The organism is Tropicimonas sp. IMCC34043 (genome assembly GCF_003390845.1).
Taxonomy (GTDB): Bacteria; Pseudomonadota; Alphaproteobacteria; order Rhodobacterales; family Rhodobacteraceae; genus Tropicimonas.
On sequence record NZ_QMEK01000005.1, the window covers coordinates 181,988 to 198,678 of the forward strand.

Consider the following 16,691-nt stretch of genomic DNA (forward strand, 5'->3'; position numbering starts at 1 on the left):
CCGTCAGACCGTGAAAGCCCGCCGCCTCGGGGCTGTCCGCGAGGTTTCAGACCCTTGGTCGAGAGCTGACGAAGGCGTCGGGATGGGTGAGATCGAGCGCGACGAAGTCGAGGCCGCGCCCTCGGATGTCGGAAGGGCCCCGGGCAGGGGTCGGCCCGGAACGACGAAGCGCCGAGCGGAGCCGCCTGGCAGCCCCCGGGGTCGGATCCGCGTGATCCCTGACATTCCCGGACATGGTTTTCTGACCGTGCGAAGTGGCGGGATCAGGCGCGCGCGGTCGTGCTTTCCTCATAAAGCCAGACCATCCGATCCAGGAACCAGAGCTTGGCGCCCATTGCGAGGATCCATCCCGCGAGCAGCAGACCGGGCAACAGGGCCCAGAGAGCGACCGCAATCAGCAGGCATCCAGTCGCTGACGCCAGGGACAACAGGCTGGCGATGCGCCGGTGTTCCTCCCGGATCGGTTGGTCACGGTGCGCAAGCAGGATGCGCTCGCCCAGCACGCCCTTTGTCATCCAGGCGGTCTTTGATGCCGGGGGTTTGAACAAACGTGGATTCAGCCAAGTCCAGATCAGCACCAGCGCGATTGCGGCCAGCGACCACCACTCAATCCAGACCCTGCTCCAGACGGCGGCGGAAAGCAGCGGCAGGATCGTGAGCCGCGACCAGCCGCTGAGCGGATTGGAATGGCGTTGCCATGTTGCATCGTCCATCGCCATCAGGCGTTCGCTCAATCTCCAGCCGTTCATGTTTCGATCTCCTGCAAACTGTCAGGCGAATTGGGGGCAAAGCGGTTGGAAACCACCTTGGCCGCCGGGTTGTCCTATGCCAATGGCTTTGCCGGCAAGACCGCAGTGCCAATGGGGTATCGACGGCGTTTGTGTCGGACGCTGTGGTGGCAAGTAATTTTCGTCGCCGCGCATCCTGACACGTCTGCTCTCCCTGTCCCTCTTGCGCGCTTCCCGCTATATGCGCCTTTATGACCGAGACCCTGCCTCCGTGCCCCGAATGTCACTCTGCCTACACCTATCAGGCGGATACCCTGCTCAGCTGCCCCGAATGCGGGCACGAATGGTCGCCCGATGGCCCGCTTGAGGCCGGCGCCGAGGTGCGCGACAGCGTGGGCAATCCGCTCGCGGACGGTGACACCGTTACCGTGATCAAGGACCTGAAACTGAAGGGGTCGTCCAGCGTGATCAAGGTCGGCACCAAGGTGCGCGGTATCCGTCTGGTCGACGGCGATCACGATATCGACTGCAAGATCCCGGGGGTCGGGCAGATCGGCCTCAAGTCGCAATTCGTCAAGAAAGTCGTCGACTGAGCCGCAACCGGAACCGCCGAAACCTTGCCGATCCCGGCATGTGCCATGACGGTGATTGATTTGACAGGGACGGCGGCCGGTTCGGTCGCTGTCTAGTCCTCGGAGCGATCCGAGGTCTCACGGCCCCGCGCGTAGTGAGACTTGAGCGGAAAATCGGGCAACCAGGCTTCGCGACGGACGGTCCAGAGTTCGTAGGTCGGTATCAGCTGGTCTGGAGCATCAAGGGACCCAAGGTGCACCTCGATCTCGTCATCGCTCTGCGAAAAGACCGACGAGCCACAGATCGGACAGAAAAAACGCCCGGCGTAGTCGCGTGTTTCACCTTCTATTTCGACCGCATCCTGCGGGAACACTGCAGACGCATGAAAGAGCGCTCCGTGATGTTTGCGACAGTCCATGCAGTGGCAGATACCGACCCTGTATGGGGCGCCCGACGCCACAACCCTTACCTTGCCACACAGGCAGCCCCCGGCTACGCGGTTCATCATCTGCCTCCTGCATAGTCTGGCCGCCTTGGGGACTATGCCCACGCGCTATCGCGGCGGCAAGCGTGGTTGGCAGCCTTCGACAGGCGGCAGGTCCTGGGACAAACGCGGCCTTGAGCCCGACCTCGCGGCACACATCACTCATGAAAGGGCGGGGCTGTCGCCCTCTATCGTTCGGTGCCGGGTTGTGATTGAGGCACCTTCAGCGCGGAAGCTGCGGCGTTGGCACGGAACGGCGCGCGGGCGTCCCTACTAACCGTCTCATACACCGCGTGACTGTGCGCGCAGGTCTGTCGGGGTCTTTCCGGTCCAGCCGCGGAAGGCCCGCCAGAACGCGGTGCCGTCGGCATAGCCAAGCGAGGCGGCGATTGCCTCGACGCTCAGATCGCTCGACGTGAGAAGCCAGGATGCCCTGTCGCGCCGATAGGTGCGGATCAGATCGCTGAGCGACAGCCCCTCTTCCGCCAGCGCCCGCTGCAGGCTGCGCGGCGACATGTCGAGCAGGGCAGAGATGGTCTGCAAGGTGACGGGGCGGGCACCGAGGTAGAGGACAATCAGCGCCTTGACCTTGTCTGACAGCCTTGACGCATGATGGGTCTTGGCGATCAGGTCCGAGATGTGGCGTTCGATCAGGGCGATCAGATCGGGATCCTCGGTGCGGTGAACCCGGGTCGCATCGTCCATGGCGATCACGATCAGGTTCGATGCCTGATCGAAACGAAGCGGTGCGCCGAACACCTGTTCCAGTTGCCTTCTGCAACTCGGTTCGGCGTGACGGAAATGAACCTCCATCGGACGCCAGCGCGGATCGAAACCAGCCCTGATCAGCGAGCAGATGCAGGACAGCGAGAACTCGGCATCCTGCCGCTTTGGCGCCTTGGCGATGTCGGTAATGAGATAGCGCAGCAGCAGGCAATCGCCGTCGGCCTCGATCACGGATTCCGTGCCGCTCTGCAAGGCGCTCGAGAACCGCGCCAGCGCCTCGAGACCGCTCTGCATCGTGCCGGCCTGGACGGCGCGCAGGCCGATCGGGCCAAGGTTTCCCGGCCGCATCTCGGCCCCCAGACGCGCGCCCAGCAACTCGTCGTCTGCCATCGCCGCGGCCTGTTCGAAAAAGTTCAGGTAAAGGTGCAGGGGAATCGGGGCATATGGGTCCTCGACGATGCCCGGCGACAGCCCGTTCTGGTGAAGCAAAGTCCTAACCTTGCCCGCATCTTTCGCAAACCGGTCCAAAATCGGCTTAAGAACTAATGCCCTTAAACACGGCATTTCGGGCAATGGAGCGCTGGTATTCGACATTCTTGCCTTTAGCCCGGCCAAAGCCACCCATTGGCGCAAACTATCGGATTTTTGTCGCAAGCTGCAATAGGCAGGGTGCACTGCCGCTTCTTTAGCTCACTCCCCATAACCGCACAACGAACACCGGGAACGTGGAAATGGCACAAGACAGCGGCGGAAATCGCCTGCAAAAGAACTCAATCGGACTTGCCCACATCGTGTTTTTCGTGGTCGCTGCCGCGGCGCCGATGACCGCTGTCGTCGGGGCGACGCCGCCGGCATTCGCATTCGGAAACGGGGCCGGTGTTGCCGGGGCCTTCGTTCTGGCCGGCTTGCTCTATCTGGTGTTCTCGGCGGGCTTCACCGCGATGACGCCCTATGTCAGCGGCGCCGGCGGCTTCTACAGCTACATTTCGCGCGGGCTGGGCAGCGCGACCGGGGTCGGCGGGGCGCTGATGGCGCTTGTGGCCTATTTCGCCATCCAGATCGGGATCTATGCATTGTTCGCGGTCTTCGCCTCGGGCGTCGCCTCCGGGTTCGGGATCGACCTGCCCTGGTGGGTCTGGTCGCTTGCCGTGCTGGCCGTGGTCGTGTTTTTCGGGCGCCGCAACATCGCCATATCGGGCCGCATCCTGGGCGCCTGCATGATCGCCGAATTGCTGATCCTGCTGGTGCTCGACATCGCCATCGTGATGTCGGGCGGGGCCGAGGGCCTGACCACCGCGGGCTTTCGTCCGAGCGACGTGTTCCAGCCCGGGCTTGGCGTGACCATGGTCTTCGTTCTGGGCGCCTATGTCGGGTTCGAGGCGACGGCGATCTTTGGCGAAGAGGCCCACACGCCCGAAAAGACGATCCCGCGGGCGACCTATGTGGCCGTCATCCTGATCACCGCCTTCTACGCATTCTCGACCTGGGCGATCACCCAGTATTATGGCGGATCGCATGTCGCCGCCGCGGCCGGGGCCGATCTGGAAGGGCTGTATTTTGCCGCTTCGGCCGGTCTTCTGGGCGCGTGGTCGACCCATCTGATGACGGCCCTGCTGCTGACCAGCCTGTTCGCCTGCCTGCTCTCCTTCCACAACACGCTGAACCGCTATTTCTACACTATGGGCTTCGAGGGCCTGCTCTGGAAAGCGCTCAGCAATGTCCACCATGTCCACGGCTCGCCCCACATTGCCGGTCTGTTTCAGGCCGTTCTGGTCGCCATCGTCATCGGTGCCTTCGCCATCAGCGGCGCCGATCCCTATCTGATCGTCTTCTCGTGGATGTCGACGCTGGCGGTGCTTGGCATCCTGTCGGTGCAGATCCTGGTCTCGGGCGCGGTGATCGTCTTCTTCCGCCGGATCGAACATGATCGACATCACCTCACCATCCTAGTCGCACCGTTGCTTGGCCTGGCCGGTCTGATGGCGGCCTTCGCGCTGGTTTCGTCCAACGTGTCGATGATGTCTGGCAGCGAAAACCCCATCGTGCTCAGCTTCCCGATCCTTGTCTGGCTGGTTGGCCTGATCGGCTATGGCCTCGCGCTCTGGATGAGAAGCAGCGATCCGGTGCGCTATGCCGGGCTTGGCCGCGCCTTCGACTGACCCGATCCGGCTCGGCGCGCCTTTCCCGGGCGCACCGCCAGACCCAACCCAAGTCTCAACCGACAGGCACCCTTGTCAGCTCGCGCCACTGCGGCCGAGCCGGGGCAATGCCCGTCCGACCTGAACCCCGACCGAAGAACAAGAAACGGAAACCGACATGAGCGCGCTCCCCAAGATCGACTTCATCTATCTCAACGAAACCGACATGATCCGGGCCGGTGTCACCGACATGGCCGCCTGCGTGGACACTATGGAAGACATGTTCGTGCTGCTGCACAAGGGCGACTACCGGATGGCCGGCGCCAACAACGATAGCCACGGCGCGATGGTCGTGTTCCCGGAGACCTCGCCGCATCCGAACATGCCGAAACCGACCGCCGATCGCCGCTTCATGGCGATGCCGGCCTATCTCGGCGGCGATTATTGCACCGCAGGGGTCAAGTGGTACGGCTCCAACATCGCCAACCGCGACAAGGATCTGCCGCGCTCGATCCTGATGTTCACGCTCAGCGATGCCGATACCGCCGCGCCGCTGGCCTATATGTCGGCCAACCTGCTTTCGGCCTATCGCACCGGTGCCGTGCCCGGCGTCGGCGCCCGGCATCTGGCCCGCAAGGACGCCAAGGTGATCGGCGTCTACGGGCCCGGCGTGATGGCCAGGACCTCGGTCGCGGCCTTCATGGCGACCTGCCCGATGATCGACACGATCAAGGTCCAGGGCCGCGGCAGGAAAAGCCTCGACAGCTTCATTGCCTGGGTGAAGGAGGCCTATCCGCAGGTGACGAGGATCGAGGTCGTGACCGAGATCGAACAGGTCGTGCGCGGCGCCGATATCGTCACCTACTGCGCCTCTGGCGCGACCGGCGATGTCTCGACCTATCCGGTGGTAAAGCGTGAATGGCTGAAGCCCGGTGCGTTCCTGGCGATGCCCGCCTCCTGCGAGATCGACGAAGGCATGGAACAGCCCGACGTGCGCAAGGTGATGGACAACATCGGACTTTATGAGGCGTGGTTCGACGAGCTGCCCAAGCCCGCCCATGCGCATGTGCCACTGATCGGCGTGCGGTTCATGGACATGATCCACGACGGCAAGATGGCCCACGACGAGCTTGGCGATCTGGGCGCGATCTGCGCCGGGGCCGAGCCGGGACGGGCCAGCGACGACGAGATCATCGTGCTGTCGGTCGGCGGAATGCCGGTCGAGGACGTGGCCTGGGGCACGAAGGTGTACCGCAACGCCGTCGAAAAGGGGATCGGCACGAAGCTGAACCTCTGGGACGAGCCGGCGCTTCGCTGAGCCGTTGCATAGCCTTCCAAAGGCGTGCCGCGTTCCCTTTGGCGTGGCACGCGCCCCAGTCCTCAGAAAAAAGAACGGACCGCACCATGACCAAGGTCGTCAAAGTCAAGACCGGCGCAAAGCTGGAAACGCTGAGCAGCTATTCCCGCATCGTGATGGTCGACAACTGGATCTTCGTGTCCAACACCGCGGGGCGGAACCCCGAGACGCAGGAAATCCCCGAAGACCTGGGCGAGCAGACCCGTCAGGTCTTTGCCAATATCGAACGCGCCCTGGGCGCTGTCGGCTCGGGGCTTCAGGATGTGGTCTCGACCCGTGTCTTCATCCAGTCGCCCACAGACACGCCCGTGGTCATGGGCATCTTTGGCGACAGGTTCCGCGGCATCGACCCGACCACCACGGTGACCTGCCCGCCGCTCGGCTCGACCGTCTACAAGGTCGAGATCGAGGTGACCGCCTTCGAGGGTGCGGGGCAGGCCGACGTCGACCGGCGCATAATCCCGCTCTGAGCCCCTAAAACTGACGCGGCTGCCGGCCGACGCCCCCTTTCACGACCGCACAGGACCCATCCGATGGCCCCCATAACCAGACCTGTTCAAACCGCGACCGAGCTGCCGAAATCCACCACCGTCGTTGTGATCGGCGGCGGGATTGTCGGCATGACCGCCGCGCTCAACCTTGCCGAACGCGGCATTCCCGTCACCGTTCTGGAAAAGGGCCGCGTGGCGGGCGAGCAATCCTCGCGCAACCTCGGCTGGATCCGCAAGACCTCGCGCGCTGCCATCGATGTGCCGATGGCGGTCGCCGCGGATCGGCTGTGGGCCGGGATGCACCAGAGGATCGGCGCCGATGTCGGCTATCGCCAGAAGGGCATCATGTTCGTCGCGGGCACCGAGGCGACGCTGGAAACCTACCGCAAATGGCTGGCCTCGGTGCAGGATTTCCAGCTCGATTCACGGATCGTGTCTGCCGCCGAGATCAAGGATCTGGTCCCGGAAGGCGCGGGCAAATGGGAAGGCGGCATCTACACCGCCTCGGACGGGCGAGCCGAGCCCACCATCGCCACCAGCGAGATCGCTCGCGCCGCAATCGAAAAGGGCGCGGTCGTTCTTGAAAACTGCGCCGTGCGCACCGTGACCCGGTCTGCCGGCAAGCTCAGCGGGGTCGTGACCGAAAAGGGCGAGATCGCCTGCGATCAGGTGATCCTGGCGGGCGGCCTGTGGTCGCGGCGCTTTCTGGGCAACATGGGTCTGTCGCTGCCGACGCTGCCGCTCAACTGCAACGTGGTGCAGACCGCCCCGATGGAGGGGCCGACCGAAATCGCCGTCGGCGGCCCGGATTTCTCGTTCTGCCGGCGCATCGACGGCCGGTACACCATCTGCCAGCGCGGCGCGATGGACTCCACGCTTGTCCTCGATCACGCGCTGCTGGGCCTGCGCTATCTGCCGACACTGCGCGAAGCGCGCGGCGTCATGCGGATCCGGCTTGGCAAGGAGTTTGTCGACGATCTGAAGCTGGCGCGCCGCTGGAAACCCACCTCGGTCTCACCGTTCGAAAAGCTGCGCACCATGGATCCGCGCGCCATCGACGGGATCAACGCCGAAGCGATGGAAAACGCCAGCACCGCCTGGCCTGTTTTTGCACAGGCAGAGGTCGAACGAACCTGGGCCGGCACGATGGATATCACACCCGATTCCAATCCGGTCATCGACAGGGTCGCAGCCTGCCCCGGGCTGACGCTGGCAACCGGCTTTTCCGGGCATGGCTTTGGCACCGGCCCGGCGGCCGGGCAGCTTGCCGCGGACCTGGCGACGGGCGCGGCCCCGCTCGTCGATCCGGCCCCCTATCGGTTCGACCGCTTCTGAGCCAGCGGCCGTCCCTGCGCTTGGCCTCGGTCGGGGTCGGCCCTTCAGGCCCTGACGGACCTTGCAGACCGGCACCCTGCGACGCTGCGCGACCGCTCTCAACTCCGGCCCGCGCGCGCCGGTGCCGGCGCCGCGATCAGAGAGCTTTTAAAGTTAGGATCCTACAGGTGGTGGCGAAAGTGGATCACGCCACGCGCCCTGACCGCACCCCGGCCGCTATGCGCCGGTGGCGGCCGTCGGCAGGCGCACGACCCCTTTCTTGAGGATCAGGTTGCCATAAAGCCGCCGCTCGCCGGTCTGGACGACCGCATAGGCCGCCTTCGAGCGTTCGTAGAAGGCAAAGCGCTCCACCGAGGCGATGGGAACCGGATTGTCGGCGCCGCGGTCGATGATCGCCTGGAATTCGGCGACGGCTTCGGGCACCGCGGTGGGATCGCCCACGACCTGCATCACGACAGCCGGGTCGGGAACGAAATCGTCGAGCGGCAGCACCGTGAGAACCGCCGCGGCGACCCGGGTCGCATCGACCCCGTCGAGGCGGATCACCCGCTGGCCGCAACTGGCGCCAGGAAAGTTCGCATCGACAATGGCGATGTCGTCGCCATGTCCCATCGAGGCGAGCGCGAACAGCAGGTCCGGAGAAAGGACGGGATCGAGTCCGATGAGCATTGTGGGTCCTCCGAAAAGTGGGTCGGGGCACAGGGGCCGGGACCCTGGGTCAAGTTGCGATCAGAAGCTCGATCCCCCGGCGATCGAATTCCTTGGCGTCGCGGTCCGAGATACCGTCGTCGGTGACGAAGGAATGGATCAGCTCCAGGGCACCGAGGCGGGTGAAAGAAGATTTGTTGATCTTGGTCGAATCCGCGACGAGATAGACGTGCGAGGCGGCATTGATCATCGCCTTCTTCAATTCCAGATCGGCGAAGCTGGGATAGGTGAGGCCGGATTCGGGGCCCACGCCTGCGGTGGCAAGGAACAGCTTGCCGGCATAGATGTTCTGGAAATAATCCACCGCCTTGTCGCCGCTGATCGAGAGCGTCGGCGACTTGAACTGACCGCCCGGCAGGTGAATGGCAAAACCGGGGATCGCGCCGAGGATGATGGCGATGTTCAGCGCATTGGTGATGACCGTCAGGTTGGTGCGGTCGACCAGCCGGGTCGCAACCTCGGTCGTTGTGGTGCCGGCGTCGAGGATCAGGGTCTCGCCGTCGCGGACCAGCGAGGCGGCATAGGCGCCGATCTTACGCTTTTTGTCCATGTTCTCCATGTGCTGGAGAACCATCGACCCGGCCTGAAGCGGGATCCGGTTCAGATGGGCGCCACCATGTTCACGGGTGACGTGGCCTTCCTTTTCCAGACGCTCCAGATCCTGCCGGATCGTCGCCTCGGAGACCTGGAAGGCCGCCGAGAGATCGCGCACCCGGGCGCTGCCTTCTTCCTGCAGCCATTCGAGGATCTTGCGCCGCCGCGGTTCCGCCAGAAGGCCGGCCATATCGTCCGGAAGCGCGGCGGGTCTATCTGACACGGGACATTCCCCCTTTCCCTGCTCTTCTTGTCGCGGGCGGCGGACGGGGCATGCCACAGATCGCCGCCCTTCGTCCTGACATCGCAGCTATTCGAATGCAAGTGCGATCAAATCGCTGCCATTCGCAGTCCGGGGCAGCAAAACTTCCCCGTGGCCTAGTCGTTCAGCGCTGCCTGCTGCTGCAGGACCACCCGGGCCTGCAGCTTTTGCTGGGCCTGATCGACGACCACCGCGGCGATGATGACAAGGCCCTTGATGACCGTCTGCCAGAAGGCCGAGACCCCCATCATCACAAGGCCATCCGACAGGATCCCGATCACGAAGGCGCCGATGATCGTGCCTGCGATCTTGCCGCGACCGCCCGACATCGAAGTGCCGCCAAGAACTGCCGCGGCGATGGCGTTCAACTCGAACATGTTGCCGGTCGCGGGGTGGGAGGCGACCAGTTGCGACGAGATGATGAGCCCGACCAGAGCCGCGCAGAAGCCCGAGAACATGTAGACGGCAATCTTCACCCGGTCGACCTTAACCCCCGAAAGCGCGGCGCCCCGTTCGTTGCCGCCGACGGCATAGATGTGCCGCCCAAGCGGTGTCCGGTTGGCCACATAGGCCGCGCTGCAGCCGACGACGACCAGCATCCAGATCATGATCGGAACGCCCAGCAAGGTTCCCGCGCCGATCAGATAGAAGGTGTTGTTGCCGTAGTCCGGGTTGCCGTTGAGGTTGGGGAAAGTCTGTCCGTCCGACGACAGCAGGGCAGTGCCGCGCGCGACATACAGCATGCCGAGCGTGGCGATGAAGGGGGCGACGTTCAACTTGGTTATGAGCAGTCCGTTTATGAGCCCGATGAAGGTGCCCACGAACATGACGATCAGCATGATCTCGATGGTGCTGAACTGCATCGTCCAGCCAAGCCCGATGTCCATGCCGTTCAGGATCAGCCAGCCCGCGACCATGCCGCAGAGCCCGACGATGGAGCCCACCGACAGGTCGATTCCGCCGGTGATGATGACGAAAGTCATGCCGATGGCCAGCAGCGCGTTCAGGGCCACGTGCTTTGACATGATGATCATGTTCGCGCCGCTGAGAAAATTGGGCACCGCAAAGGCGAAGAAGGCGAAGACGAGGATCAGGGCAATGAAGGTCCGCGCCTTCAGCAACAGAAGAAGCAGCGCCCCGCTGCCGCTTTCCTTGGGTTTGGTCACGCTCGCACTGTTCATGGCGCGGTTTCCTCCAGGATATCTTTCCGTGCTTTGGATTTGCCCGGCGACGACGCCGCAACGAGCTGTTCGCTGGTGACGGTTCCGGCGTCGAACTCCCCGGTGATCCGGCCATCGGCCATCACCAGGATGCGGTCGGACAGCGCCATGACCTCTTCAAGGTCCGAGGTTATGAAGACGATGCCCAGACCCTCGGCGGTGAGCTTGCGCATGGTGCGGAACATCTCGGCCTTGGCGCCGATGTCGATGCCGCGCGATGGTTCGTCCATCAGCAACACCTTGGGCCGGGTCATCAGCGCCTTCGAGACGACGACCTTCTGCTGGTTGCCGCCCGAAAGGCTCGACACCGGGTTTTCCAGCGAGGCGATCTTGATCGACAGCTCGCGCACATATTCGGCCGCAGCCCGCGCCTCGGCGGCGAGGTTCATGTGGAAGAACCGGGTGAAGTCCTTCAGCGACGACAGGGTGATATTCTCGCGGATCGACAGGATCTCGATCAGCCCGTCCTGCTTGCGGTTTTCGGGGATCAGCGCGAGGCCGCGGCCGATCCTGCCGGCCACCGTCCGTTCCTTGACAGGCTTTCCCTCGACAAAGAACCGGCCGCCGCAATGGGGGTGCTGGCCCATGACGCATTCGAAAAATTCCGACCGCCCGGCGCCCATCAGCCCATAGACCCCGAGGATCTCGCCCCGGCGCACGCCCATCGACACGTGATCGACGGTATAGCCGCCGCCGGGGCGGGGCAGGGTGACGTCCTCGGCCCGGAAGACCTCGGGGCCGAATTCCAGCACGTCGGTCTTGGGAAAATCCTTCGAGGCGCCGCCGATCATGTTGCGCACGATCCAGGCGACGTCGATGCCCTCCATGCTGCGCGCGCCGGTGACGGCGCCGTCGCGCAGCACGGTGATATAGTCGCCGATCCGCACCAGTTCCTCGAGCCGGTGCGAGATATAGACGATGCCCACCCCGTCGGCCTTCAGATCGCGGATCACCCGGAACAGGATATCGACCTCTGCCGCCGACAGTGCCGAGGTTGGCTCGTCAAGAATCAGTATACGCGTGTTCTGAGCGAGGCTCTTGGCGATCTCGATGATCTGTTGCTGGCCGATCCTGAGGTCGCCCACCGGCGTGCCCGGGTCGATGTCGTCATGCTCCAGCCGCTTGAGCAGCTTGCGGGTCTCGTCGCGCTGATAGGCGCGGTCGATGTCGATGCCGCCGCGGGTGCGTTCGCGGCCGATGAAGATGTTTTCGGCAACCGACAGGTTGGGGAACAGGTTCAGTTCCTGAAAGACGATGCCGATGCCGGCGGCCTCGGCCTGGTTCTTGTTGGTGAACCGCACCGGGTGGCCGAACAGCTCCATCTCGCCCAGCGTCAGCGTTTCGACCCCGGCCACGATCTTCATCATCGTCGACTTGCCGGCGCCGTTCTCGCCGACCAGCACGTTGACCGCCCCCATGTGGAGGTCGAAATCGACGTTCTTGAGCGCCAGCGTCCCGGGGTAGACCTTGACCCCCTTGCGGATCGTCAGTCCGATCTCGTGCGGCTCCATCATTGGTTCCCCCCGACCGACAGGTCGACCGGGACCAGAAGGATCGGGTCGCCTTGCTTCGGAACCGCGAATGCGCCGGTGAAGGTGACGGTATCGCCGATCAGGTCGCCCTCGGGCAGGGCGATGGCCGCCGACGCGGTGTCGTTCAGCGCCCGGGCGAGTTTGGCGAATTCGATCTGATCGCGGAAGTCCGAGAAGGAGAAGAAGGTTGTGGCGTCGCGCAGCGCCGTGCCCTTGATCACCGGGCCAAGCTGGATCGCAAGATCCGCCGCGCCGTCGCCGGTCACATCGACGTCGATGGTCGCCGCGCGCGAGGCGCGGTTCGATGCGATGACCTTGCCGCTGCCTTCGACGATGAAGTTCCAGGGGCTGCCTTCGCTGGCCTTGGGGATGCCATAGCTTGTGCCAGCCGCATCGAGGCCCGCGCCGATGGCCGCGACCACGGTGGCCGCGTCCCTTGCGCCCTCGTGCATGTAGGGTTTCAGTCTTGGCTCATAGACCTCGGCGACAAGAACGGCCATGCGCTCTTCGTCGGTCATGTTGGCGGCGGTCTGTGCGGCGCTGTTCGGGTCGGGATTCTTGACGATCTTGCAGCCGGCGAGCATGGGCAGACAGGCCAGAATGCCGGCTGCCATCAACAGGGTTCGGGTCATGGCGAACCTTCGCGTCTGGTAAAAGGGGGCCGCCCGGTGGGGCGCTTCGCGACAGGTGCCCCGGCGCACGGGGAGAGGTGCGCCGGGGCTTCCTTGCAAAGGGCTATTCGCTCAGTGCAAAGGTCTCGAGCCGACCGGCGTTGTCGGCATTGATCAGCACGCAGTCCATCAGCTGCTTTTCGTCGACCCCGGTCGAGCCGGTCTTGATGAACTGGTCGGCCTGCTCGACGGCAAGCTGGGCCTGACGATAGGCCGGCTGCAGCACGGTGGCCTTGATGCCGCCTTCACGGATCGAGTCGCGCACGTCGTTCGAACCGTCGAAGCCCACCACGATCACGTCCTCGCGGCCGGCGGCCTTCAGCGCCGCCCAGGCACCCATGGCCATGGTGTCGTTGCCCGAGATCACGCCCTTGATTTCGGGATTGGCCTGCAGAATGGTCTCCATCACCGTATAGGCCTCGGTCTGGGACCAGTTGGCCGATTGCTGCGCGACCAGTTCCATGTCGGGATATTGATCGATCACATCGTGATAGCCGGAGGAGCGGATGCCGGCATTGGTGTCGGATTCGCGACCCAGCAGTTCGGCATACTTGCCGGTCTCGCCCATCAGCTTGACGAATTCCTCGGCGCCAAGCTGTGCGCCCTGATAATTGTTCGACACGATCTGGCTGATTGCGACGCCGTTGGCGGTAATCTCGCGGTCGATCAGGAAGGAGGGAATGCCCGCATCCTTGGCGCGCTGCACGGCCGAGACGGTCGCATCGGCGCCGGCATTGTCGAGGATGATGGCCTTCGCGCCGCTGGCGATCGCTGAATCGAACAGTTCGGACTGCTTGTTGGCGTCGTCGTCGTGCACCATGATCAGCGTGTCATAGCCCAGTTCCTTGGCGCGGGTGTCGGCGCCCACGGATTCCGCCTTGAAGAACGGGTTGTCGTGGCTCGGGGTGATGATCGCGATCAGATCCGCGGCCGAGGCGATCCCCGGCATGACCCCGGTCAGTCCGATAGCGAAAGCGGACAAAAGCAATCTGCGTTTGAAGTTCATGGGTTCCTCCGATTGTCGATACTGTTCCCGCAACTGGGTACAGCTCCTCCCACCCGAGAGTAGACGCTTGGCTTCGTTTATTGTCAAATTCTTTTGTTTTCTGTCCCGGCGCCGGTTTGGAGCGAAGTCAGACCGTATTGCGGTGCAGCGCTGTCGGGACACATTGTGCCTGAAATCTGCCGAACCGCCCGGAAAAGCGCTGATATGCGGGGCATAAAGTGTCTCTGGCGGCGTTCCGCCGCCGAAAGAGGCGTATTTGCGCCGCGGCATAACCTGGTTGGCCTGCACGAGATGGCGATGCCCTCGGTCTGGTCGATTGCAATGCGAATTAAACGACATTATACGAAAGAAAACGGGAGGACCGGTCGGCAATCAATGCCGGGCCGGGCGGGCGTTCAGCCGGGAGGAGTTGGGATGACACGCAACGCGACGCGCAAGGTGACCCTCGGGGTCGTGATCGGCAGTCGGGCTTTCTTCAATGGCGCACCCTGCAAGGCTGCGCGCGAGGAAACGCTGGCGCATCTCGAGCGGCTCGGCATCGACGCCTGCATCCTGCCGTTCGAGGCGACGGTGAATGGCGCAGTGCAAAGCATCGAGGACGCCAAGCTTTATGCCGCGCATTTCGCGCAGAACCGCGACCTGATCGACGGTCTGGTGATCTGCCTGCCGAATTTCGGCGACGAAATCGCCGTGGCTGAACTGATCGCGCGCGCAAAGCTCAACGTGCCGATCCTGCTGCAGGCCAGCAACGACGAGGTCGACAAGGTCGATGTCAAAAGCCGTCGCGACGCCTTTTGTGGCAAGCTTTCGGTTGCCAACAATTTCTATCAATACGGCGTGCCCTTCACCGAGACGACGTCGCATACCTGCGACACCTTCAGCGACGAGTTCGGCACCGATCTGGAGCGCTTTGCCCGGGTCTGCCGCACCGTGCGCGGGCTGACCAATGCCCGGATCGGCGCCATCGGTGCCCGTACCGGCGCGTTCCAGACCATGCGGTTTTCCGAGAAGCTGCTGCAGGCCGCGGGCATCACCGTGGTCACGGTGGACCTGTCCGAGATGATCGGCGCCGCATCGGCAATCGGCGACGACGACCCGGACCTTGCGGCCAAGCTTGCGGCGATCAAGGCCTATGGCACCATCCCCGGCCACATCACCGCGGCGCAGATCGGCAAGCAGGCCAAGTGGAGCCTCGCGGTCAATCGCTGGATCGAGGAGAACGAATGCGACGCCTCGGCCATACAGTGCTGGCGGTCGCTGCAGGACAATTTCGGCTGCGCCACCTGCCTGACCATGTCGATGATGGGCGAGGAACTGATGCCCTCGGCCTGTGAGGTCGATGTGATGGGGGCAATCTCGATGTATGCGCTGGCGCTGGCGTCGGGCGCGCCCTCGGCGATCCTCGACTGGAACAACAATTATGCCGATGCGGTCGACAAATGCGTCTGCACCCATTGCGGCAATTATCCCAAGCAGTTCATGGGTACGACGCCGGAAGTGGGCGAACTTGACGTGCTGGGCGAAACCATCGGCCGGTCGAAGTGCTTTGGCGCGGTCAAGGGCAAGGTCCAGCCGGGGCCGATGACCTATTTCCGCGTATCGAGCGACGACCGCGCCGGCACCCTCAAGACCTATGTCGGGCAGGGCAGCTTTACCGACGATCCGTTCCCGATGGATGGCGGCATCGCGGTGACCGAGGTTGCCCGGCTGCGCGAATTGATGAGCTTTGTCACCCGGAACGGGTTCGAACACCATGTCGCGATGGTGCGCGGCCACCATGCCGACGTGGTGGCCGAGGCAATCACCCGCTATCTACGCTGGCCCATCTATCACCATGGCGCCCCTGCGGCGCCGTCGCTTGTCTGGCCCGGCCGCTGACGCCGAGGTGAAAGGGCAGGGCGCGTCGTTTGAAGCGGGCGCGCCACGTCCGGCGTCACGTCAGCGCCATTGACCGCCGAGGGAAGCGGTCAATGGCGCCGTGACAATCGAAGGTTCTGCGGCGGGAGCGGGTCGCCGGGACGGCCTGAACCGCAGCCCCCGATTGTCACCAGCAGCAGAAGCCGCCGTCGACCAGCAGATCGACGCCTGTGCAATAGGAAGAGGCGTCGCTCGCAAGGAAGATTGCGGGACCGACCATCTCGTTGACGTCGGCCATGCGCTGCATCGGGGTCTGGCTTTCGAAGTCCTTGGTCTGGTGGACCATCTCGGGCCGGGTGTTCATGGGCGTTGCAGTATAGCCCGGGCTGATCGCATTGACCCGGACGCCGCGGTCGACCCATTCCATGGCGAGGCTTTTCGACATGTGGATCACGCCGGCCTTGGAGGCGTTGTAATGCACCTGCATCAAACCCCGGTTCACGATCACGCCAGACATCGAGGCGATGTTGATGATCGATCCCTTGCCGTGTTTCAGCATCGCGCCGGCCTCGGCCTGGCACGACAGGAAGACGCCCTTCATGTTGATGTCCATCAAGGTCTGATACTGGTCTTCCTCCATCTCCTCGGCGGGGTTCGCGTTGGCGATGCCGGCCGAATTGACAGCGATTCCGAGCGCTCCGAGATCGGTCTCGGTGCGGGCGACGGCGTCGAACAGCGCGGCCTTGTCGGTGACGTCGGCGGTCAGGGTCAGCACCTTGCGCCCCGCCGCCCGGATGTGCTCGGCGGTCTCGGCCAGCCCGCCGTCCTGGCGCCGGTCGAGACAGGCCACGTCGGCCCCGCATTGCGCCAGACCGATGGCGATCCGCTGGCCAATCCCGCTTCCGGCACCGGTGACCAGCGCGACCCGACCGGAAAGGTCGAACAGCGCCGGGGCGTTGAGCGTGATATCTGCCATCTCTTGTCTCCTTCGTGGGGTGCCGGGCTTCGC

Annotated in this window: 16 protein-coding genes; 6 read left to right on the forward strand and 10 right to left on the reverse strand. The window is 64.0% G+C overall.

Annotation, left to right across the window (positions count from 1 at the left end):
* Window positions 1-263: 263 nt before the first annotated feature.
* Entirely contained in the window at window positions 264-749 is a 486-nt protein-coding gene (locus tag DQG17_RS17060; protein ID WP_116134083.1) for a DUF6653 family protein, read from the reverse strand.
* Window positions 750-979: 230 nt separating this feature from the next.
* Between DQG17_RS17060 and DQG17_RS17065 the strand changes: the two genes are divergently transcribed.
* Window positions 980-1,321 carry a zinc ribbon domain-containing protein YjdM gene (locus DQG17_RS17065; protein WP_116134084.1) on the forward strand — a complete coding sequence of 114 codons (342 nt, stop codon included), beginning with the start codon at window positions 980-982 and terminating at the stop codon, window positions 1,319-1,321.
* Between the two features lie 92 nt (window positions 1,322-1,413).
* On the opposite strand, the gene DQG17_RS17070 is transcribed toward DQG17_RS17065, so the two are convergent.
* Window positions 1,414-1,806: a GFA family protein gene (locus tag DQG17_RS17070; RefSeq protein ID WP_116134173.1), complete on the reverse strand. Its 393-nt coding sequence runs from the start codon at window positions 1,804-1,806 to the stop codon at window positions 1,414-1,416.
* A 261-nt stretch (window positions 1,807-2,067) separates the two neighbouring features.
* On the reverse strand, window positions 2,068-3,000 hold the full coding sequence (locus DQG17_RS17075; protein ID WP_198666169.1) for an AraC family transcriptional regulator: 933 nt from the start codon (window positions 2,998-3,000) through the stop codon (window positions 2,068-2,070).
* Window positions 3,001-3,242: 242 nt separating this feature from the next.
* Here DQG17_RS17075 and DQG17_RS17080 point away from each other — a divergent pair, with 242 nt between their 5' ends.
* The 4 genes from DQG17_RS17080 (at window position 3,243) to DQG17_RS17095 (ending at window position 7,832) form a co-directional block, all read left to right on the forward strand.
* Window positions 3,243-4,670, forward strand: a complete 1,428-nt coding sequence (locus tag DQG17_RS17080; protein ID WP_116134086.1) for an APC family permease — start codon at window positions 3,243-3,245, stop codon at window positions 4,668-4,670.
* A gap of 157 nt (window positions 4,671-4,827) precedes the next feature.
* Complete coding sequence (locus DQG17_RS17085) at window positions 4,828-5,967, forward strand: tyramine oxidase subunit B (protein ID WP_116134087.1); 1,140 nt, start codon at window positions 4,828-4,830, stop codon at window positions 5,965-5,967.
* 86 nt (window positions 5,968-6,053) lie between these two features.
* Window positions 6,054-6,476: a Rid family hydrolase gene (locus DQG17_RS17090; RefSeq protein ID WP_116134088.1), complete on the forward strand. Its 423-nt coding sequence runs from the start codon at window positions 6,054-6,056 to the stop codon at window positions 6,474-6,476.
* 63 nt (window positions 6,477-6,539) lie between these two features.
* Window positions 6,540-7,832, forward strand: coding sequence for an FAD-binding oxidoreductase (locus DQG17_RS17095; protein ID WP_116134089.1), 1,293 nt, complete (start codon window positions 6,540-6,542; stop codon window positions 7,830-7,832).
* A 216-nt stretch (window positions 7,833-8,048) separates the two neighbouring features.
* Here DQG17_RS17095 and DQG17_RS17100 read toward each other — a convergent pair whose 3' ends face one another.
* The 6 genes from DQG17_RS17100 to DQG17_RS17125 form a co-directional block, all read right to left on the reverse strand.
* Window positions 8,049-8,501 carry an RbsD/FucU family protein gene (locus DQG17_RS17100; protein ID WP_116134090.1) on the reverse strand — a complete coding sequence of 151 codons (453 nt, stop codon included), beginning with the start codon at window positions 8,499-8,501 and terminating at the stop codon, window positions 8,049-8,051.
* Window positions 8,502-8,550: 49 nt separating this feature from the next.
* A complete protein-coding gene (locus DQG17_RS17105) occupies window positions 8,551-9,357 on the reverse strand; it encodes a DeoR/GlpR family DNA-binding transcription regulator (RefSeq protein WP_232829483.1) in 807 nt (268 codons plus the stop codon).
* Window positions 9,358-9,512: 155 nt separating this feature from the next.
* Window positions 9,513-10,577 carry an ABC transporter permease gene (locus DQG17_RS17110; protein ID WP_116134092.1) on the reverse strand — a complete coding sequence of 355 codons (1,065 nt, stop codon included), beginning with the start codon at window positions 10,575-10,577 and terminating at the stop codon, window positions 9,513-9,515.
* Complete coding sequence (locus DQG17_RS17115) at window positions 10,574-12,130, reverse strand: sugar ABC transporter ATP-binding protein (RefSeq protein WP_116134093.1); 1,557 nt, start codon at window positions 12,128-12,130, stop codon at window positions 10,574-10,576. The genes DQG17_RS17110 and DQG17_RS17115 overlap by 4 nt, the downstream gene beginning before the upstream one ends.
* Complete coding sequence (locus DQG17_RS17120; RefSeq protein WP_116134094.1) at window positions 12,127-12,780, reverse strand: DUF2291 family protein; 654 nt, start codon at window positions 12,778-12,780, stop codon at window positions 12,127-12,129. Before DQG17_RS17120 ends, DQG17_RS17115 begins: the two co-directional genes overlap by 4 nt.
* Window positions 12,781-12,883: 103 nt before the next feature.
* Window positions 12,884-13,825 carry a D-ribose ABC transporter substrate-binding protein gene (locus tag DQG17_RS17125; RefSeq protein ID WP_116134095.1) on the reverse strand — a complete coding sequence of 314 codons (942 nt, stop codon included), beginning with the start codon at window positions 13,823-13,825 and terminating at the stop codon, window positions 12,884-12,886.
* 414 nt (window positions 13,826-14,239) lie between these two features.
* On the opposite strand from DQG17_RS17125, the gene DQG17_RS17130 reads away from it, so the two are divergent.
* The gene (locus DQG17_RS17130) at window positions 14,240-15,703 is read left to right on the forward strand and encodes an L-fucose/L-arabinose isomerase family protein (protein ID WP_116134096.1); all 1,464 of its coding nucleotides are present in this window, start codon (window positions 14,240-14,242) and stop codon (window positions 15,701-15,703) included.
* Between the two features lie 166 nt (window positions 15,704-15,869).
* On the opposite strand, the gene DQG17_RS17135 is transcribed toward DQG17_RS17130, so the two are convergent.
* The gene (locus tag DQG17_RS17135; RefSeq protein WP_116134097.1) at window positions 15,870-16,658 is read right to left on the reverse strand and encodes an SDR family oxidoreductase; all 789 of its coding nucleotides are present in this window, start codon (window positions 16,656-16,658) and stop codon (window positions 15,870-15,872) included.
* Window positions 16,659-16,691: the final 33 nt, after the last annotated feature.